Source organism: Neoehrlichia mikurensis, assembly GCF_019186785.1.
GTDB classification, from domain to species: Bacteria; Pseudomonadota; Alphaproteobacteria; order Rickettsiales; family Anaplasmataceae; genus Neoehrlichia; species Neoehrlichia mikurensis.
Genome location: NZ_CP066557.1, coordinates 229820 through 251520 on the forward strand (window position 1 = coordinate 229820; position 21701 = coordinate 251520).

Consider the following 21701-nt stretch of genomic DNA (forward strand, 5'->3'; position numbering starts at 1 on the left):
AGCGCGTAGTAATTTACTGCATAACAGTTTACTTGAGGGTTTTATGCTGTCTTCTCCTATTATGCCATTTTATAACCCACAAGATCTTAGCTTTACTCACGGTAAAGGAGTATGCCTATATGACAAAAATGGTAATCGCTACCTTGACTTTATATCTGGAATAGGCGTTAATTCTTTAGGGTATTCTCATCCAGCATTAATAAATGCACTTAAAACTCAAGGAGAAAAAATTTGGCATGCTTCTAATTTATATGTTATACCAGAAGCAATTAAGTTGGCACAAAAATTAATAGACCATAGTTTTGCAGACACTATCTTTTTTACTAATTCAGGAGCTGAAGCAGTGGAATGTGGTTTAAAAGTTGCAAGATCATATCATAATGGCAAAAAAAAACCCGAACGTTATAAGATATTAACACTTAAAAATTCTTTTCACGGAAGAACATATGCAGCTTGTTCAGCTAGTGATCCACAAAAGTTTTCCTTTCTTCTTTATCCATATGTTGATTGGTTTATAAATACTGACTGTAATATTAATATTATTAAAGATGTTATTAGTAAGCACAATATAGGGACTATTCTCTTAGAACCCATACAAGGTGAGGGTGGAATAAATGTAATTGATATTAATTTGCTAAAGGAATTACGTACTTTATGTAATGAACATGATATTTTACTGTTTTTTGATTGCGTACAATGTGGAACAGGGAGAACAGGAAAATTTTTTGCATATGAGCACTTTGATATTCAACCAGATATATGTTCTCTAGCAAAAGGTATTGGTGGCGGATTTCCACTAGGAAGTTGCTTAGCAACTGCAAACGCTGCACAGTTTCTATCAACAGGAATTCATGGTTCCACTTATGGAGGTAATCCTCTTGCAACAACTATTGGGTACACTGTTGTAAATGAAATTCTAAGTAAAGATTTTTTAAATAATGTTACCAATAATGGAATTTATCTAAAAAATAAGTTAGTACATTTATCTAATCAGATACCTATAATAGAAGAAGTAAAAGGTATGGGGTTAATGCTAGGAATAAAAATACAGGATAAAATTAGTAATACCTTTGTTATGAGAAAACTTACAAAGTATAAATTGTTAGTGGGTACCGCAAGTAATAACGTAATAAGAATGCTTCCGCCACTAATAATATCGCAACAGGAGATAGATGAAGCAGTTGATATTTTAAAAACATGCTTCACAGAAATTACTCACAATTAAATTTTTTAAAAAATCATAAAATTCATATTTTAAATTAAAAGCATTGTTATCCAGTATAGGGTTAATGTTTTTTAATAAAAGGCTAACATTTTTATGGAATTAATATTTAATTTACATACAACATTAATATTCACGCTCCTAAAACTAATGTACCTAAAATACTACTGTCTTACAGAGAGTTCCTTGTGCTTATCACAGTATGAATACCTAGCAATTAATTTACATACACTTGACTTTATGTATTAATTTCCTTTATAATAAGCCTATAGTCACGATTATTTATTAATATACTTACCAGTAAACTATAGTTAAAGTGTTAATACAAAAATATTAAGATTGTATTGCTGGTATATTAGGTAATATAATGTTAAAAAACATCAATTCACAGACCCCTCTTGTTGCCGATGATAAAGGAAAATACACCACTGTAATTCCTCATCAACTGGAAAAACAAGATGTAACACCTTCAACTAGCTCTTTAATTATAAAGGAAAAGGATAATGTAAGATCTTTAGCTACTAATCCTGTGCAATACACTCCTGTTAGTACCTTAGACAAAGAATCAATAATGAATGACATAAGACAATTACAAGATGATTACAAAATAAATCAAGAAAAACTAAATCAACAAAGAAAATCTTATAAAGCAGCATTACATGTACAAATACAACATAGCAATGCGAAAAGTAATGAACAAAATTATATAGCGTTAAAAAAGGATATCGATAATTGCAATACTATTAAAGAACAACTAGAACAAGTAGGTAATATGATTCATAATACCAATATTCATGAGGTAAGTAACGCAGAAATTACGAAAGTTCAAGAAGAACTTCATGCCCAAAAGCAGAATTACATCAAGACTCAAGATGAACGTAATTCCATCTCACAAAAATTTGATGATGCCACAGAATCTTTATCAGATATTCAAAAAAGATACCTAGTTCTTATAGAAGAAAATGCAACTGTTGTTAATCAATACAAAGATCTTAAAAGTAGTGCTAGCAAAATATGCAATGCTTTATTAACAAGTATAACAAAAAAAAATGAAGAAAATGATAATATGATATTACTAGATAAATCATTAGAAAGTAGCTATAAAATACTTAACAAAGAAATTGTTAACAAATCTAAAGATTATATAATAGGATTACTTCAAAAAACAGAACTTCCTATAGATATAAAAGAATCTTTAATATTTGGACAAGAAAAACTAGAAGAATTAGATATCCTTAGAGTAAAAAATACATATTATTTAGAAAAAGTAAAAGGAATTCAAAATAAGATTACACAAAATATAATCTTGCAAGAATTAAAAATAGAATTACAAAATTTTCAGACACAATTTGAAGAAATAACACAAAATATAACTTCTAAAGTTTTACATTGCATAACAGAAATTGAACAAAATATAACAATTGCTGCAGAAATAAACTCTATAGACCAATTAAAAGAACTATGTGCAGTAAAATTACAATATATTGTAGGACTACTTACAGAAGAACTAGCATCTATTGAAGAAGAATATCGAGCTACTTACACATATCTTAATACAAAATTAAAAAGCAAAGGCCTCGAAGATATACATACATATATTGCATATACTAACGAAGCCTCAAAAAATACTGTTCGATCTTTAGAGAAAAGTATAGAAGATATAAAAAAGAAAAAGAAAAATACTCAAAAAAATATCAAACTTCTCGAACAAAACATTAAGGAATATAACAAAAAGCACAATATCGTTAGTAAGCAATTAGAAGCTTCTGAGACTATTATGTATAATATACAAAGTCAATTAAAAGATAACGCTGTCGAATTACGCCATACTAAAAAATTATACTATAATATTAAGAAAGCATTACAATATATTAACGAAAAAAAGGAAAAAGATTTTCAATGTTACAAAGTTGCTAACGATAATTTTCATAAAATACAAGCAAGGCATGAAAATTACCTACAAACATTAAATACGCTACACCAAGAATTTATAGATATTATAAAGGAAATCAATACTATAGCACCAGGTTCTATAGCTACTACAAGTAATAGCACTAGTGTTACACCATCTAATTTAAAGGATGCTGTAGCAAATGCTCTATCAGTATTAAATAGTGTATCTAAAAAAAAATCCTCTCAGTTAAATCAGATAGATAAGAATGTTATAGAAAAACTAAATAAGTTATCACAACAACTTCCAGATGCTATAAAGACAATAGAAGAATTTGAGACTCTTAACAGTAAATCCAATGATAATTACATTCTTGCTAAAGATAATATAGAAAAAAAGTACAATATTGAAATAAGTAATTTTACACAAAGCAACAAAACATCCTATGTTGATCGTTTATTTTTTGCAATAACTCTATTAATAATATTAGTGGACGCCCTATCTTCAGCTTTTAGCCTTATAGCAAAATATTATGATTTATCTACATATAAAAAATATGCTACTTATATATGTTATAGTATATCCATAATATTATCTCTCTTTTTAATATTACAATCATGTATTGCACTTAAACAAATAAATAAAGATAAACAAGTAAATGCTACAACAAATAATCTTGTAGCAATTCAGCGCTGTCAAAACATACTATCAGTGATTGGCTCAATAATGTGGATCACATTATTCTCGACTTCATTATACATGTTATACTATGGTGATATTTCTCGCTTAATTACTCTAAATTTAGTATTATCATTACTTGCACCTTTAATTGGATTCATTTCTTGTACATTAAGAGTATCAGATCAATTACTACAGCAAAAACAAAATAAGCAACAAAATAAGCAACAAAATAAGCTGCTTAACATCATATTAAGTCCTACTATGTTGTGCGCTATTGTTTGCATGCTTGAATTTATCCATTTTATATGTCATATACTAGAAGCTGTTGATCTCCGTGGTAAGACACAAAATATTTATGATTTTAGCATTGTTCCTGCAATAATATTACAGTTAATAATATCAGTTGTATTTATGTTAGTAGAAATTTCAAACGAAATAAAAATACATAATACACAAAATAATGCAGCATTATTTTATAAAATTTCCAATCCAGTAGATGTTAATACTTCTTCAAATTTAAGCAGTAATGACTTGAGTTCCTTACAAGATGCTACAATATTAGTTCATGTTCAGCAACCATCCAAGTCACATTAACATTATTATTATTATTGATTGCTTAGAAAGCAATAACCTATTTATCCCTAAGCCTGCTTCATTTGACTAAAAATTATATATTATGGCTAATTTTGAAAAATTAAAAATATATATCCAGCATATATTATTAAGAAATACATTAATAGTACTTAGTATTAAGGACTTTTATAAAAGTAATTATCATCTAATAGAATAGCAGTGTAAATGTACCTATATAGAATAGCAGTGTAAATGTACCTATACTTTTATTTACATTAATAAATATGCATTTTTAAGTATAAAAACTTGCTCCATTACCACATTAACAATTGTAATAAATTCTCTAAATAACAAGCATATTAATACAGTTAATATATTTCTTAAAGTAAATTCTGGTCGGCACTACAACTTAACTCTTCTTATAACAAGTAAAAATGCAGTTATATTCATAATAATTTACAATAACATACTACTAAAATTTATTATTCAGAAAGACTAATAATTACATACAATTTCATAGCAACAAATTTATTACTAAATTTACATAAAGATAGTCCATCATACCACGACTTGATAAACCCTATCTTTAATTAAATAATACTCACTAGCTATCACTTAGTAAGAATTTCTCTTTTACCAAAACTGACAGCTGGACCCAATATACCTTCTCTTTCCATACGTTCTATTAAATTTGCTGCTCTATTATAGCCTATTCTCAACTGTCTCTGTATATAACTGACTGATGTTTTTTTATCTCTAAGCACTATAGATACAGCCTGACCATAAAGTCTATCATCATATTCACCATATTGGTCCGCATCATAATCACTTTCTTCCTCATCAGGTATTTGTGTAATATCTTCCATATAACTAGGATTTCCCTGCTTTTTTAAATGATTAACAACATTTTGAACTTCACTATCACTTACAAATGCTCCATGTACACGAATAATTTTTCCACCAGAAACCATATATAACATATCCCCCATCCCAAGTAGCTGCTCAGCTCCTTGTTCACCAAGAATAGTTCTACTATCTATTTTAGAAGTTACAGCAAAGCTAATTCTTGTTGGAAAATTTGCTTTTATCACTCCAGTAATTACATCAACTGATGGTCTCTGAGTAGCCATAATTATATGAATACCTGCAGCCCTTGCCATTTGTGACAATCTCTGTATAGAAGATTCAATTTCTTTTCCAGATACCAACATTAAATCTGCCATTTCATCAACTATAACTACTATATAAGGGAATAGCTTAGATTCTATTATTATCTTTTCAAAAATTGGTTCCCCTGTACTCTTATCAAAACCTGTTTGCACAGTTTTTTCCAACATAACACCATTATTAATAGCTTCATTGACTTTATCATTATATCCAATGATATTTCTCACTCCTATAGCAGACATTAATCTATATCGATTTTCCATTTCTCCTACTACCCATTTCAAAGCAGCTATAGCTTTTTTTGATTCCGTCACAACAGGAGTTAATAAATGTGGTATAGAGTCATATATTGATAGCTCTAATACTTTAGGATCTATAAGTATCATCTTACATTGTTCAGGTGTTAAACTATATAATAAGGATAAAATCATAGTATTAATAGCAACAGACTTACCAGCACCTGTTGTTCCAGCAATTAAAAGATGTGGCATTTTTGTTAAATCAGCTACCACTACTTCTCCATCAATACTCTTTCCTAAAATTATCGGCAATTTTAACTTTACGTCTCTATACTCTTTACTATTAATCAAATCTCTTAGCATTACTATTTCTCTATTATGATTAGGTAATTCTATCCCCATAACATTTTTTCCAGGTATTACTGATATTCTAGCAGATAAAGCACTCATAGAACGTGCAATATCATCAGATAGTCCTATAACCCTTGAGGACTTAGTACCTGCTGAAGGCTCAAATTCATATAATGTCACTACTGGTCCTTGACGTACATTTATTATTTTTCCATATATACCAAAATCTTTTAGAACTTCATCAAGTAAACAAGCAACATCTTTTGTATGATTATTATTACTATTTGCATCTTTTACTGAGCTTGCTTTAGATAAAAAATCAACAGCTGGTAAAATAAATTCACTATTATTACATCTATATTCAGGTAGTTGTTTTACGTTTTTAATCTTTTTTAAAATACCAGTTTTTCTTTTTTGTTCAACACAAGGTACATCTTGTACAAAATTTCCAGACTTATTTTCTTTTTTAAACAAATTAACAAACCATATCCATAAAAACCTCACTATCTCTTTCCATCCAATTATTCCACATAAACTAAATAATACTATCGCTAATAACACAGTAAATGAACAAGATGAAAGCTTAATACCTATTACTCCACCATAATGATACTTACTTACCATAGATAATTTACTTAGCATCCCGCTAATACCTATTACAGCAAGTATATAGTAGAATAAATCAAACAATTTATTCAATCCAAATAACTCCTTAATTCCATATATTAAAACGAAAATCCATATGCAAAAACTTGCAGCACCTAAATACTGAATTAATATATCAGCACAGTAAGAACCTATCTTTCCTCCAATGTTCATCACTACATTACTACTTGCAGTATTAAAGGAAGTATCATTAACATTATATGTTAAAATTATTGCACAAATAAACCCAGCAATACAAAAAATACTAAATAATTTAACATGAAAGTAAAATTTATAAAATATATCCTTAATCATAAACAATTACCCAGAATAGTAACGCAATGTATATCTAAAAAAATTAATAAATATGAGTAATATAATAGGAGAAAAATCAATCCCGTACACTACAGGTATATATTTTTTGATAAAATTTAGAACAGGAAAAAAAATTTTAGAAAGTGCCATAAAAACATTATTCACAAATTCATTATATCTATTTATAATATTTAAAGTAATAAGCCAATTTATTAACAACCATACAATTAAAGCAAAGTTATAAGTACTTAACAATATATCTAGCAAGTATACTATTGGATGCATATATTCCTCTTTATACCTTAGTGATCACTTAAGTATATACAAACTTGCAACTAATTTAAAATGATAAATTTTTTCACTTGAAAAACATGGCATTATTATATATAACTTATTACTGGGAAGGTTGTTATCCTCAATGGATTATTTATTGTTATTGTTAATATTAATTGTTTTTGGACTGCTTCTTCTTTCTGCTATGTTTTCTGCAGCAGAAACAAGTTTAATATCAATTAGTATTTCACGAATAAACAAACTAGCGCTGCAAGGCAATAAAAAAGCAGCTATAGTAAATTCACTGCATAACAAAAAAAAGCTTGTCATTAGCACAGTATTAGCAGGCAATACTATCGTTAATATAGCATCTTCATCACTTGCCACAGCAATATGTATTAGATTCTTTGGCCCTGAAGGAATACTAGCATCCACAATTATTATGACATTTCTCATTTTATTATTGTCAGAGGCATTGCCTAAAACCTATGCTGTACAAAATCCAGAAAAAGTCGCATTGCTAATAGCAGCACCTGTAATGTATTGTGTATTCATATTATCTCCACTTACAATGCTTATACAATACTTTGTAGATATTGTATTAAAAATCTTTCATATGCATAAAGATAAAGAAATCATCTCAGCAGCTGATGCTATGCGTAATTTAATACTATTACACAGTACCAAAGGTACTATGCTAAAACAAGATTTAGATATGCTAAGTAGCATTTTAGATCTTGCAGAAACTGAAATATCTCAAGTAATGACCCATAGAAAAAATCTATCAGCACTTAATATTAATATAAATATTAATGATTTTATCAAACAAATCCTTAAGTGCCATCATAGTAGAATTCCTATATGGAAAGATAGGGAAGATATAATAATAGGAATATTACATGTAAAAGATATGATAAGTTTAATAAGAGAAAAAAATGATAACATTACACGGGATGACATATGCAAAATTATGACAAAACCATGGTTTATACCAGATACAACTTTACTAAGTGTACAGCTACATAATTTTAGAAAAAACCGTAAACATTTTGCTTTAGTCATTGATGAATATGGAGCACTACAAGGAATAGTAACCTTAGAGGACATACTAGAAGAAATAGTTGGAGATATTTCTGATGAACATGATATTGCAGAGGAAAACCTAATCAAATCAGTTTCTAAAAATGTATACCAAATAAACGGAGAAATGCCAATCAGAGATATTAACAGACAATTAAGATGGAATTTACCAGATGAGGAAGCATCTACCCTTGCCGGTCTTATCGTATATAAAATTGAACGTATACCAGAAGAAGGAGAAAAATTTCAATTATATGGATTTTCTTTTACAATATTGACAAAACACGGAAATGTTATTACCACTATACAAGTAGAAGTTCCTAGCAACATCAATGCTGCTTATAATCATGTTTAAAAAAAACCTTATCTTACATGATACAGATTAAAACCATAACCCAAAGTTTCAACTAAAAACATATTATACAACTTTTAACATATTAAATACAAAATACAATATAAAAAACACATATCACCTAAATTATAGTTGTCCTTATACAAATTAAGATCATTACTATAAATACAAATCATTCAAATCTAGAAAAGCAAAACATTACAAAAAATAATCTTGCTCAACATCATCATAATATATCATAATTATTAATTAATAGTGTGAATCATATTATTTTATATTTCATTACACATGTTATATATAATAACATTTCTATCTATTCTATCCATAAATATTCTAAACGTAGTATTATCATTACTTGTAGCCTTAATTAAAGTAATATATATTTATGAGTATCAAATCAATTACTACAACAAAATACTCTAAAACCTAATATCTCTTAATAAAGTTATTCTATATACTAAAGCTATTTGAAATTAATATTTCAACTATAAAATCAAAAAAATATACCACTTAATGTATATGTATAGTATTGCTAAGTAACTTTTATTAAAGAATTTACCATATAAATATCTTTAGCAAATGGGTCTATTTTTAATATAACATAAACTTTCTTTATTACATTAAATCATACAATATCACTTTAATATAAATATTACATAGTAAAACTTATTCTAAAATACTAAAATCTTACCAAAATATGCCACATTATGATAAACTTAATCATAAATATAAGAAACACATACTAAATTTACTAATAATATTTTTGATACAAATTTCTTAAACTTTATCAAAAATTCTTAAAATTTATAGTTACAAACAAGTAAATCTTTTTTGAAATTCATATATAGCATCCTTAGGATCACTACTATCAATTATTGCAGAAATTACTGCAACTCCACTAACACCACAATTAACTACTGAATCTACATTTAATAAATTAATACCACCAATTGCTACTACACTACAATCTGTATGCTTAACCCACTGAGTTAATAATTTTAATCCTTGAGCATTAAATTTCATTGTTTTAGATGTCGTAGGAAAAATGGGACCAAATGCAATATAAGAAGGATTAAAATAACATGCTCTTGCTAATTCATGATAACAATGCGTACTAATACCTAAATACAATCCTGATTGATATATATCATAAACATTAGCTATTTTTAAATCTTCCTGTCCTAAATGCACCCCATCAGCACCATATTTTATAGCAAATTGCCAATAATCATTAATAAATAGCTTGATTTTCTTTTTTCTAGCAAATTCAATACATTGCGCTATTTCTTTTTCTATCTCATCGTATGATTTATCTTTAATTCTTAATTGTATGATATTAGCTCCTAAATCTACAACGTATTTTAACCAATCAATATTTGGAACTATATAATATAATCCTATAGATTTTATTTTTTTAAAATTAAATTTCACATCATCCTGCTGAAAACTATTTACTATACAAGGAAAATAGTAGCTAGTTAAATCATCCAAGCCAGATTTAAAATCAAGACTAACATAAGCTCTTGCAAGCACTAAGCAGTCATAATAAGCATCTTTTATATTTAAACATTTAGTATTATTTAAAAACTTAATCGCTTTTTTATAAGCTAAATGAAATTTTTCCTTACTGTTATTATTGCAAGAATATATAAACTGTAATTTTTCTTCTCCATCAAAATAATAATCTATACAGGTATCTCTATTATCTGTATCAATAATAAAAACATCCTGATCACTTTCTATATATAAATCATATATAACATCATCAATTATTTTTTCTACATTTAATTCTTTTTTTTCTATTATATACATAACATCTCGCAGTATTTTAATAAATTAAATAGTCTATAAATCAAAAAAATCACAGCATATTTTTACACAAATTAATATCTTAAGATAACAGTTATATAATTATACAAGCTTGCAATTCTCACAAATAAATAACTACTTTTAGGTAGTACATTATAAAGGTAATATTATTTATATTAACACTAATAAATACCAATATTCAATTTTTTCCTCAACATATTAATTTATATCAGTACATATTCTATTTAATATGGTAGCACATAACTAGTTCTTATATAATATAGCGATATAAGAGTTTTTTTACAGATGTATATGTTTTACACTTAAGTATTATTCAATAAAAAATAGTAAATTTACTATCAAAAAATATACTTTTTTATTAATGCCATTATTTTTTATAAAAAATAATAAATTATATATATATATATATAAGATTAAACAAATTTTTTATTCCAATAAACTTATATTAAAGCATAACTGATTTTTAGTAACTCTAATTTAATAACATAATTTTATACTCAAGAAAGAAAATCAATAGATTAACAAAATACTTATAGAGTAGTCTTTTTGTATTCATTTAATTAACAATTAATTTTTATTAAAAAATTGAATTATTGTTGCAGCAATTTCTTCAACAGATTTCTGTGTAACATCGATAATAGGCCATCCATTTTGAGTACAAATTTTTTTTACTAAATTAATTTCCTCAAATACCTGTCTATAGTTGACATACTCATGATTATCATAATTTTTCATAGATATTAATCTATTTTTACGTATCTGTATCAATCTATCTATGTTAATAGTCAACCCAACTATTAATTTATCTTTAAACATAGATAAATCTACAGGTATGTCTATAGAATGAACTAACGGAATATTGACTACTTTATACCCTCTATAAGCAAGATATATACTGGTTGGCGACTTAGAAGTCCTAGAAACTCCTACAATAATTATATCAGCTTTATCTATATCCCAAAGACTTTGTCCATCATCATGGGCAATTGTATAATTTATTGCATCTATACGATTAAAATATTCATCATTTAATCTACTAGCACTAACGTTTATATCTTTTGCTATATGCAAATAACAGGAAATTTCCCTAATAATATGAGATAAAATAGGTATACATCTAACGTTCTGTGCATTGGCCTTTTCTTTTAAATATTCCCTGAGTTTATCATCAACCATTGTATACATAATAAGGTTATATTTTTCAGGATTAATAACCAAAATAATTTTATCAATTTGTTTATAACTACTAACCAATGACCATACAAATTCATTAACTTTTACAGACGTAAAATGTTCTAATGCTGATCTAGCTACTGAAATTACTGTTTCACAAGTAGAATCAGATACTAAATGTAAATTTAAAGTCAATTTATCAGTCATATAAAAACATACATACTAATCATAAATTACACAAAATAAGTATCTATAAACATATTAAAGTATAAATTATTAAAAAGCTTTTATATTAGTATCTTAATATATTGATGAAAATACCAGATTTACATATTTTACTATTTACTTTTTTAATAAAATATTACATTGATATAATCTATTCTAGACAATAGAGTAACTAGTTTAATATTTGCAGATATAATATAAAATTAATTTTTTAATATAGTTAAAATACCTGATATTTTATAACTAGTCAAATCATATATAAAAACTAAAAAATTTTTTCTATATATTCGTCATTAAATACATATTAACTATATCATTTTTCAAAGATTATTTATTAATACTATAGAGCTATATTCATACTACTTATCAAACATTCTAAGTCTCTTATAGTTATATAACTACTCCGAACATATTAACTATTATAAATTTCACATTTACACATCAATTCTAAAAAAGTACGCATATGCATTAATACTATAATGCGTCAGACCTACACTTACAGCATATAATATGCCCTCTTGATATTAACTTAGTGTCCTCATTACTAACCCTTCTAGAACATTTAATACATTTAATATTATCACTAGGAAGCAAATGCTCATTAACAGCAATCCTATCATCAAAGGTAAAGCACTCCCCTAGCCATAACTTATTCTTGTTATATGTACTACGCAAATAGTTTAATATTCCACCTTTTAAGTGATAAACATTTTTAAATCCCAAACTTTTCATAAAAGCAGTAGATTTTTCACATCTAATGCCTCCTGTACAATACATTGCAATATTAATATCACGTGCTTTGTCAATTGACCATAATTTTGCCCATTGGGGAAATTCTCGAAAGTAAGATGTATTAGGATTTATAGAATTTTTAAATTTTCCAAATTTCACTTCATAATCATTACGAGTATCTATAGTATAAACTTTAGAGTCAGAAATAAAACCATCCCAATCATCAGGAGAAATATATTCTCCATTTACAGAACAATCAAAATCTGTCATTCCCATACACACAACTTCTTTTTTTAACCTTACCTTCATCTTCATAAAAGGCTCTTCCCTTGCATAACTTTTATGATATTGAATACTTTTAAATCTACTATCTAATTCTAAGAAAGAAAATAAATTATCTATTGCAGAACTACTACCTGATACTGTAGCATTAATCCCTTGCTCAGCTAAAATTATCGTACCCTTTATTTTTTCCTGTACACAAAAATTTTTTAATACAGGCTGAATGTCATAATAGTTAGACAAATATACAAAACGATAAAAAGTTGCAATAACACAGCTCATATTCTCATACACTATTAAAATCTCTAACCAGTAATTCTATTTTACTAAATATTTTCTGTCAATCTACAACATAAATTGTAATGCTTCATATTATATAAACATTCAACTCAAGTACAATATTATATACATAAAAAATATAATTATAACCTGCACAAAATATAGCTTACCACTGAAATATCTACTTATTTATAAAAATATATAATAGCTTTAAATCTTCAATAATTTACAAAAGTGATCCTAAAATATTCTTTCTATATCCTCGTAAAAAATTATTAATATTACATGCATTTTTACCTTCCATCTGAAGTATCATAGGTACTAATACAGTATTTCCTCCACACTTTATATGCATGTTATCATTAATAATGTCACCAGCATTGAATTGATTAAATTCATAACTATCAGCCTTCAATATTCGAATTCTTTTTCCATGTAACACAAAAAAAGCCTTTGGATAACAAGCTCTTATTTTCCTACATATAAATTCAGCAGAATCATAAAAATTTATTTTAAAATCTGTTAGCTTATTTGCATAAGTGACACCAACATCACTTTGCCTCGTGGGTAGTATGCTATTAATATTATTCAAAACATTAACAACTAATTCGCTACCTATAAAAGATAACCTATCACTTAAGGTATTAATATTATCTTCTGAATTAACAGACACTTTTTTTTGAAGCAATATATCACCTGCATCTAATAACTCACCTACTTTTATAATAGTTACTCCTGTAACACTATCTCCATACAAAATTGTATGCTGCATAGGAGCAGCTCCTCTCCATCGCGGCAACAAAGATGGATGTACATTAATACATTCATATTTTGGAATATCCAATAATCTCTTAGGTAAGATTAACCCATATGCAACTACTACTATCACATCTGGTTTCATATTACGTATTTTTTCAATTTCACTATCAGATCTGAGAGAAGATGGTGTATATATATCAATATTATGACGTTCTGCAACTATGTGCACAGGTGTTTTTCTGATATTTTTTCCCCTACCAGCAGGTTTAGGTGCCTTCGTATAAACAGCTAATATTTTACATTGAAAATTTAAAAGTGCAATTAAAGTAGCAACAGAAAACTCCGAAGAACCCATAAATATTACCTTCATATTACTACCTAACTTTTATTAGATTACATAACTTACGTATATTAAAATAAAAAACCCAGTAATCATCTTATGATTTAAAAAAGCACAAGTTGTTTAAATTACATCATAACTCAGGAATAACTCTCAATCCCATAATAATTCTTAATTATTCAAAATGACGCTAAAAATAAAATTCTCAATAACCCTTTAAAACTAAAAGAAAACCCATGCTCCATTTTATATAAGAGTGGGGCTGGTAGGAATTGAACCTACGACCTTATCGTTATGAGCGATCAGCTCTAACCCCTGAGCTACAGCCCCACATTACAAATCCATTGTATTATATAAAGATATAATTTACAATAGTACATTAATATTAAGTTATAACAAAAAAAATATTATTATAGTTATAATACTATATACAAACATATAATATTTAACAAGTATTTTGCCATGATAAACTCAATATAAGTAACTAAGCTTGCTACATCTTCTAGACAACCTACCTGTATAAATATTAAACTGCACAACAACCATATTACAATATAAAACATTATTACTTCTTATAATGTATAAAACCATCAAACATCTATTTAACCTAATATTAACACTTTACTCTCTAATAATTCTATATTCATAAAACACTTATATTATAAATAATATCTATTATGCATTAACGCAGCTATTTACCTTGCCTATAAAACTTATAACCATAAATATAACAAGTAGCTATACCTATAATATTAGGACAATAAATGATGTTACCTACAGCTTATTAGCTTAATTAATTCAGTATTGTACAATCTTCTTCATCTGTATTAAGAATCTTATTATCAATAAATACATCATCTTTATGCAAAGGATTAACTGATCGTACTAAAGCATTATGAATAACCTCATCAACAGTTGAAACAAATATAAATTTCATTCCCTGCTTAACATTATCTGGCATTTCAATCATATCCTTTTTATTTTGAAGAGGAATAATAACAGATGTTATACCACTACGCAACGCTGCTAACAGTTTCTCTTTCAATCCACCTATGGCAAGAACACTGCCTCTTAAAGTTATTTCCCCTGTCATTGCAACTGTTTTTTTGACTGCAATACCTGTCATTAAGGATACTATTGAAGTACACATAGCTATACCAGCTGAAGGACCATCCTTTGGTATTGCGCCCTCTGGCACATGCAAATGTATATCATTAACCTGAAATTTTTTAGATTTTATTCCAAATTCTAAACACCTCGATCTCACATAACTATACGCAGCTTTCACTGATTCTTGCATTACTTCACCTAATTTTCCTGTAAATTTTATATTACCCTTACCTGGCATTAATACTGATTCTATTGTTAATATATCCCCACCAGATTCAGTATATGCTAAACCAGTAACCATTCCTATCATATCGTTCTTCTCTACAAGACCAAAAGTATATTTTTGTACGCCCATATACTCTTCAAGATTATTATCAATATGTATATTTTTTATTTCTTTATTCATTAATATTTCTTTTACAGCCTTCCTCATAAGACTAGCAAGTTCTCTTTTAAGGGTACGCACCCCACTTTCTCTTGTATAAAACCTAATTAAATTATATATTGCATTGTCAGAAATACTCCACTCTTTTTCTTGCAGCCCATTATCCTTATATAACCTAGGTATAAGATGCGCTCTTGCTATTTTTAATTTTTCCTCTTCTGTATAACCAGATAACTGAATAATTTCCATACGATCAAGAAGTGGCTTATGCAAATTCAAACTATTTGCAGTTGCAATAAACATTACATTTGAAAGATCAAACTCTACCTCAATATAATTATCAACAAAATGCTTATTATGCTCAGGATCTAACACCTCAAGTAATGCAGCTGTAGGATCACCTCTATAATCAGACCCAACTTTATCTATTTCATCTAATAAAAATAAAGGATTACACGACTTTGCTTGCTTTATTTGCTTTATTATTCTTCCAGGCATTGCACCTACATACGTTCTTCTGTGACCTCTGATTTCTGATTCGTCATATACACCACCTAAAGACATACGTACAAATTCTCTACCTGTAGCTTCCGCTATTGACTTTGCTAATGATGTCTTACCTACACCAGGAGGTCCAACAAAACACAAAATTGGACCTTGTGGCTTTTTTATTCTTTTTAATACCGCTAAAAATTCCAAAATCCTCTCTTTAATTTTATCCATACCATAATGATTACTATTTAAAATTTTTAAAGAGTTATCCATATTAATTCTAGAATTCTTATATTTTCCCCACGGAAGATCAAGCAACCAATAAAGATAACTTGAAATAATATTTGCTTCAGGAGACATAAAATTCATTTTTTTATAGCGCTTTAAATCATTCATAGCTCGTTCTTTTGCTTCATCAGATAATAACGTATTACGAATCCTTTTTTCAATTTCACTAGCAGAATCAATCTCACAACACACACCTTCACTATCTTCCAATTCTTTCTGTATGGCTTTTAATTGCTCATTTAAATAATACACCCTATGATTTGTTTCAACTTGTGATTTAACTCTATTATCAATCTTTTTTTGAGCATTTAATATACTAATTTCTAACTTAATAAAGCTATATATTTGTTCTAAACGTTCAATCACATTAAATGTTTCTAGAATTTTTTGCTTATCTGATACTCTAATACTTAAATGAGAAACTATAGTATCAGCTAGATCACTAAGATCTTTAATTTCATAAATTGATGATAAAGTTTCTGATTGTATTTTTTTACTTAATTTACTCCAAATATCAAACTCATTTAAAACTGATCTTCTTAAAGCTTCAACATCATCGCTTATAACTACATCATTCTCGTTATTAATAACATTAACTTCTGCTTGTAAAAAACTATCCCCTTCTACAAAATTTATTATTTGTGCACGATATTTTCCTTTGATTAAAACTTTCATAATTCCATCTGGAAGTTTTAAAAGCTGCATAACATCTGCAACAATTCCTACCTTATACAAATCGTCTAAAACTGGATTATCAACTGCACCATCTACTTGTGTAACTAATAAAATCTTACAATCATTATTTTGAGTGGCATGATTTAAAGCATTAACAGACTTTTCCCTACCTACAAACAAAGGTATAACCACCTGTGGAAATACAATTGTATCACGTAAAGTTAAAACTGGAAGTAGCAAAACTTCGTCTTTCATATATAAACCTTGTTCTAGTGTCTTTTTAAATAATTATCACTTAATATTATTTCATCTACCATTTGTGCACTAATAAGTATCTTATTATCCTTACAATTTGAAAAATCAAACATTAAATCAAGTAATAAATTTTCCATAATAGCACGCAATCCCCTTGCACCAATTTTACGATCAACAGCTTTTTTAGCAATACCAAGCAAAGCCTCGTCACTAAACTTAAGTTCTATATTATCCATTTCAAAAAGCTTAGTATATTGCTTTACTATTGAATTTTTAGGCTCAACCAAAATACGATAAAGAGTATTCTCATCTAATTCACCTAATGATGTAACAACTGGAATTCTACCAACAAACTCTGGTATCAATCCAAATTTTACCAAATCTTCAGGAGCAGTATGACAAAGTATATCTTTCTTCTTATTTGATAACTGTTGCACATTCGCCTCAAAGCCCATATAGCTACCACGATTACGTGCTTCTATTATTTTTTCCAATCCATCAAATGCCCCACCAAAAATAAAAAGAATATTATCAGTATTAATTTGTATAAACTCTTGATGAGGATGCTTTCTACCACCTTGAGGAGGCACAGAAGATACTGTACCCTCTATAACTTTAAGCAATGCTTGTTGAACACCTTCACCTGAAACATCACGTGTAATAGATGTATTTTCAGACTTTCGTGATATTTTATCCACTTCATCAATATAAATAATGCCACGTTGTGCAGCTTCAATATTAAAATTAGCTGCTTGTAGCAATTTTAATAAAATATTCTCAACATCCTCACCTACATACCCTGCTTCTGTTAATGTCGTAGCATCAGCCATAGCAAAAGGCACTTGCAATACCCTTGCTAAAGTACGAGCCAATAAAGTTTTACCAGAACCTGTTGGTCCAATCAATAAAACATTAGATTTAGATATCTCAACTTCACTAATAACACTAGAATTTAACAAACGCTTATAATGATTGTACACAGCTACTGACAACACTTTTTTAGAATGCTCTTGACCTATAACATATTCATCTAAAACTTTCTTAATATCCTTTGGCTTAAGATCAAAGCTGGTACTTTTATATGACTTACCTTCTTCCTGTAATATACCACTACAAAGATCTATACATTCATTACAAATAAATACCTCAGAACCAGCAATAAGCTTTTTTACTTCACTATGAAGCTTACCACAAAATGAACAATTATAAGTACTTTTATCATTATCTGACATTCATATTTCCTTAATTTTCTAATATAACATCTAGTCTTTTATCTATAACTTTATCAACTATACCAAAATCCATTGCTTTCTCAGCAGACATAAAATTATCCCTTTCCATATTAACTATAACTTCACCTAAAGACTTCTTTGTATGTTTAACATAAATTTCATTTAATCTGTGCTTAATACTTAAAATTTCTTTTGCATGTATTTCTATATCTGTTGCTTGTCCATGAAACCCTCCGGAAGGCTGATGTATCATTATTCTAGAATTTGGAAGCGCATATCTCATACCACACTCTCCAGCTGCTAAAAGAAGAGAACCCATAGAAGCTGCTTGTCCTAAACATAAAGTAGAAATCTTAGGCTTAATATATTGCATAGTATCATATATAGATAATCCAGCTGTAACAACACCTCCTGGAGAATTAATATACATAGATATATCTTTTTCTGGATTTTCAGCTTCTAAAAATATAAGTTGCGCAACTATTAAACTAGCCATATTATCTTCTATCATTCCTGTTACAAAAATGATTCTTTCTTTTAATAATCTTGAATATATATCATAAGCACGTTCGCCGCGGCTAGTTTGCTCAACAACCATAGGTACCAAATTCATAAACATTCTTCCTTTACTCATTCCTATATTTTAAATTACTACACATTTATTCACATAATACTCATAAAAATTAAGAAACACTATTAAAGAGTTCCTCTAACCCTGAATAAGTTATGTTTTCTTTTTCCTTTTTTACAGAACAAATTATATAGTCAACAACCTTATCTTCAAGTACTTTTCCTTTAATATAATTATCAAAATCCTTATTAGATTTTAATAATTTTACTACATTATTAAAGCTTGCACCATAATCAACATAATTATTCTTAATAAAATTTACCACATCTTCACTTGTTAAAGATACATTATGATCTTTTGATACTTTTATTAATAGCATACCTAATTTAATTCTTCTTGTAGCTTCTTTTAATGAGTCAACTTCCGTACTTAATTTACCACTACTTACCTCATAATTCACCTTTTTAAGCTCTTCTGAAATAATACATTCTGGAATATCTATCACATAATTTTCATCCATATAATCAAATAATTCTTTTTTCATTATTATATTATTCATTTGAGTGCATTTTTCTTTAACTGCCTTCTCAGAAAATGCTAACATTGCTTCTACACTATCAAAACCATAACCTTTAGCTAATTCTTCATTATTTTCTGCCTCTTTTGACACAAAAATATCTTGAACATCTACTAACATTTCCACTTCTTTACCTGCCATACGTAAATGCTTATAATCGTCAGGAAACACAAGTGTGAATATTTTTTGTTCTCCTTTTTTCATTCCTATAAGCTGATTCTCAAAATTTTCTAATAAATGCCCATTACCTATTACCACTTCATAATTTTTTGCACTACCACCTTTAAAGGCTTTACCTTGCATTTTTCCATAGTAATTAATAATAACTTTATCACCTATACATATTCCATGATGTATATCACTAGAGTGAACAAAATTTACATATTTACTATTTAAATTATTAACAAAATTATCTATATCTTTATCATCTACTAAAACCTCCCTATCTTTCAAAGTTACACTTTCAATATCAAAACAAGGAATCTCTGGCATTATTTCAAATTGTAATTTATACATCAATTGTAATTCATGTATATTATCACTACTTGCTTTTTCATCAGGAATAAAACGAACATCAACATTCGATGAAATTACTTCTTGAAAATTATTTTCTTTCATAAATGAAGAAGATGTATCCTCTATAACTTTCGACACCACAGCATTAACTACATCATCAAAATAATATTTCTTAACTATATCAATTGACACTTTACCAGGCCTAAATCCAGAAATCTTTGCAAATTTAGCCACTTCCTTAAACTTATCATCCAATTGCCTTTGAAAATAGTCATGATCAATAGTAACCTCATACTCATACTTTAATGCACTTTTTAAAATTTCTTTGGCAACATAAAACCTATCCATATATTAACCTAATACTTTCCTTTATTAACTAGAGTACGGATAGAGGGACTCGAACCCTCACAAGTCTCCTTACTAGGACCTAAACCTAGCACGTCTACCAGTTCCGCCATATCCGCACATTTAAACACCCTTATATGATGAATAATTCAGCAACTCTCCAAAATATAAAAAAATTATACCCATTAAAAACATAAGACTCAAGATTTTTAACATTAGCTTACAAATAGACACCTTTCTACACAAACACCGAGGCCAACAGCACTCCATTTTAATCATATGATCCCGGTGTGAATCGAACACACGACAAACTGATTAAGAGTCAGTCGCTCTACCAACTGAGCTACGGGACCATTTAGTGTTTAATAATGTAAATGCAAGTGTTACTTCTGTCAATTACTCATAATAATAAAGATCAGTTATTACTAATAACTGCACCATAAACTTTATATTTTGTTCACTTTATAATTTTATTCATTGTATAATATATATTTATTTACGTTACTATGTTATGCTACATATTACCAATAAGCAAATAATACCTTACAATTATAAAATATAAGATATTCTACTTTATTAATTAAACAAGCAAAATATAATCATGATTTAAATGTTAAAGTAATATAGTTACTTTAGTTATAATTCATTACAATATATTTAATGATACAAAAGAAATTAATAAACTCTTTCACAAATACAAAAAAACTTTAAAGAAATTTATAACAATGATATCTCAAATCCGTATTTCGTGTTAAGTCTAATTATGAATTTTTTTTCATATATAATTAGCAAGCACTTCAACAAGTCTATAATTTTCTTATTTTTAAAGGAAAAGGTCATTAATAA

The 21701-nt window shown here is 27.7% G+C and carries 13 protein-coding genes and 3 tRNA genes; 3 read left to right on the plus strand and 13 right to left on the minus strand.

Annotation, left to right across the window (positions count from 1 at the left end; translation table 11 throughout):
• Nucleotides 1-43: 43 nt before the first annotated feature.
• Nucleotides 44-1225, plus strand: coding sequence for an aspartate aminotransferase family protein (locus HL033_RS00890; protein WP_218194237.1), 1182 nt, complete (start codon nucleotides 44-46; stop codon nucleotides 1223-1225).
• A 364-nt stretch (nucleotides 1226-1589) separates the two neighbouring features.
• A complete protein-coding gene (locus HL033_RS00895) occupies nucleotides 1590-4388 on the plus strand; it encodes a hypothetical protein (protein WP_218194238.1) in 2799 nt (932 codons plus the stop codon).
• Between the two features lie 590 nt (nucleotides 4389-4978).
• On the opposite strand, the gene HL033_RS00900 is transcribed toward HL033_RS00895, so the two are convergent.
• Both HL033_RS00900 and HL033_RS00905 read right to left on the minus strand, forming a co-directional pair.
• Complete coding sequence (locus tag HL033_RS00900; RefSeq protein WP_218194239.1) at nucleotides 4979-7084, minus strand: FtsK/SpoIIIE family DNA translocase; 2106 nt, start codon at nucleotides 7082-7084, stop codon at nucleotides 4979-4981.
• A gap of 6 nt (nucleotides 7085-7090) precedes the next feature.
• On the minus strand, nucleotides 7091-7369 hold the full coding sequence (locus HL033_RS00905; protein ID WP_218194240.1) for a YggT family protein: 279 nt from the start codon (nucleotides 7367-7369) through the stop codon (nucleotides 7091-7093).
• A 133-nt stretch (nucleotides 7370-7502) separates the two neighbouring features.
• Here HL033_RS00905 and HL033_RS00910 point away from each other — a divergent pair, with 133 nt between their 5' ends.
• Complete coding sequence (locus HL033_RS00910; protein WP_218194241.1) at nucleotides 7503-8792, plus strand: HlyC/CorC family transporter; 1290 nt, start codon at nucleotides 7503-7505, stop codon at nucleotides 8790-8792.
• A gap of 807 nt (nucleotides 8793-9599) precedes the next feature.
• On the opposite strand, the gene thiE is transcribed toward HL033_RS00910, so the two are convergent.
• From thiE to HL033_RS00965, 11 genes are all read right to left on the minus strand, one after another.
• Nucleotides 9600-10601, minus strand: a complete 1002-nt coding sequence (gene thiE, locus HL033_RS00915) for a thiamine phosphate synthase (protein WP_218194242.1) — start codon at nucleotides 10599-10601, stop codon at nucleotides 9600-9602.
• Between the two features lie 585 nt (nucleotides 10602-11186).
• Entirely contained in the window at nucleotides 11187-11999 is an 813-nt protein-coding gene (locus tag HL033_RS00920) for a pyruvate, water dikinase regulatory protein (protein ID WP_218194243.1), read from the minus strand.
• 492 nt (nucleotides 12000-12491) lie between these two features.
• Nucleotides 12492-13313, minus strand: a complete 822-nt coding sequence (gene trhO, locus HL033_RS00925) for an oxygen-dependent tRNA uridine(34) hydroxylase TrhO (protein WP_218194244.1) — start codon at nucleotides 13311-13313, stop codon at nucleotides 12492-12494.
• Between the two features lie 223 nt (nucleotides 13314-13536).
• Nucleotides 13537-14439: a methionyl-tRNA formyltransferase gene (gene fmt, locus HL033_RS00930; protein WP_218194245.1), complete on the minus strand. Its 903-nt coding sequence runs from the start codon at nucleotides 14437-14439 to the stop codon at nucleotides 13537-13539.
• A 227-nt stretch (nucleotides 14440-14666) separates the two neighbouring features.
• Nucleotides 14667-14739 (minus strand) — tRNA-Ile (locus HL033_RS00935).
• A gap of 463 nt (nucleotides 14740-15202) precedes the next feature.
• Nucleotides 15203-17614, minus strand: a complete 2412-nt coding sequence (lon, locus tag HL033_RS00940; RefSeq protein WP_218194246.1) for an endopeptidase La — start codon at nucleotides 17612-17614, stop codon at nucleotides 15203-15205.
• A gap of 14 nt (nucleotides 17615-17628) precedes the next feature.
• A complete protein-coding gene (clpX, locus tag HL033_RS00945; protein WP_218194247.1) occupies nucleotides 17629-18846 on the minus strand; it encodes an ATP-dependent Clp protease ATP-binding subunit ClpX in 1218 nt (405 codons plus the stop codon).
• 10 nt (nucleotides 18847-18856) lie between these two features.
• On the minus strand, nucleotides 18857-19459 hold the full coding sequence (gene clpP / locus HL033_RS00950; protein WP_218194248.1) for an ATP-dependent Clp endopeptidase proteolytic subunit ClpP: 603 nt from the start codon (nucleotides 19457-19459) through the stop codon (nucleotides 18857-18859).
• A gap of 70 nt (nucleotides 19460-19529) precedes the next feature.
• Nucleotides 19530-20858 carry a trigger factor gene (tig, locus tag HL033_RS00955; protein WP_218194249.1) on the minus strand — a complete coding sequence of 443 codons (1329 nt, stop codon included), beginning with the start codon at nucleotides 20856-20858 and terminating at the stop codon, nucleotides 19530-19532.
• 34 nt (nucleotides 20859-20892) lie between these two features.
• Nucleotides 20893-20974 (minus strand) — tRNA-Leu (locus HL033_RS00960).
• Between the two features lie 161 nt (nucleotides 20975-21135).
• Nucleotides 21136-21208, minus strand: a tRNA-Lys gene (locus HL033_RS00965).
• Nucleotides 21209-21701 lie beyond the last annotated feature (493 nt).

Bases quoted from the DNA above. Each gene is read 5' to 3' on its own strand.
- fmt (WP_218194245.1), bottom strand. From the start codon at position 14,439: ATGAAGGTAATATTTATGGGTTCTTCGGAGTTTTCTGTTGCTACTTTA.
- HL033_RS00900 (WP_218194239.1), bottom strand. From the start codon at position 7,084: ATGATTAAGGATATATTTTATAAATTTTACTTTCATGTTAAATTATTT.
- clpP (WP_218194248.1), bottom strand. From the start codon at position 19,459: ATGAATTTGGTACCTATGGTTGTTGAGCAAACTAGCCGCGGCGAACGT.
- tig (WP_218194249.1), bottom strand. From the start codon at position 20,858: ATGGATAGGTTTTATGTTGCCAAAGAAATTTTAAAAAGTGCATTAAAG.
- clpX (WP_218194247.1), bottom strand. From the start codon at position 18,846: ATGTCAGATAATGATAAAAGTACTTATAATTGTTCATTTTGTGGTAAG.
- HL033_RS00905 (WP_218194240.1), bottom strand. From the start codon at position 7,369: ATGCATCCAATAGTATACTTGCTAGATATATTGTTAAGTACTTATAAC.
- lon (WP_218194246.1), bottom strand. From the start codon at position 17,614: ATGAAAGACGAAGTTTTGCTACTTCCAGTTTTAACTTTACGTGATACA.
- HL033_RS00890 (WP_218194237.1), top strand. From the start codon at position 44: ATGCTGTCTTCTCCTATTATGCCATTTTATAACCCACAAGATCTTAGC.
- HL033_RS00910 (WP_218194241.1), top strand. From the start codon at position 7,503: ATGGATTATTTATTGTTATTGTTAATATTAATTGTTTTTGGACTGCTT.
- thiE (WP_218194242.1), bottom strand. From the start codon at position 10,601: ATGTATATAATAGAAAAAAAAGAATTAAATGTAGAAAAAATAATTGAT.
- HL033_RS00895 (WP_218194238.1), top strand. From the start codon at position 1,590: ATGTTAAAAAACATCAATTCACAGACCCCTCTTGTTGCCGATGATAAA.
- trhO (WP_218194244.1), bottom strand. From the start codon at position 13,313: ATGAGCTGTGTTATTGCAACTTTTTATCGTTTTGTATATTTGTCTAAC.
- HL033_RS00920 (WP_218194243.1), bottom strand. From the start codon at position 11,999: ATGACTGATAAATTGACTTTAAATTTACATTTAGTATCTGATTCTACT.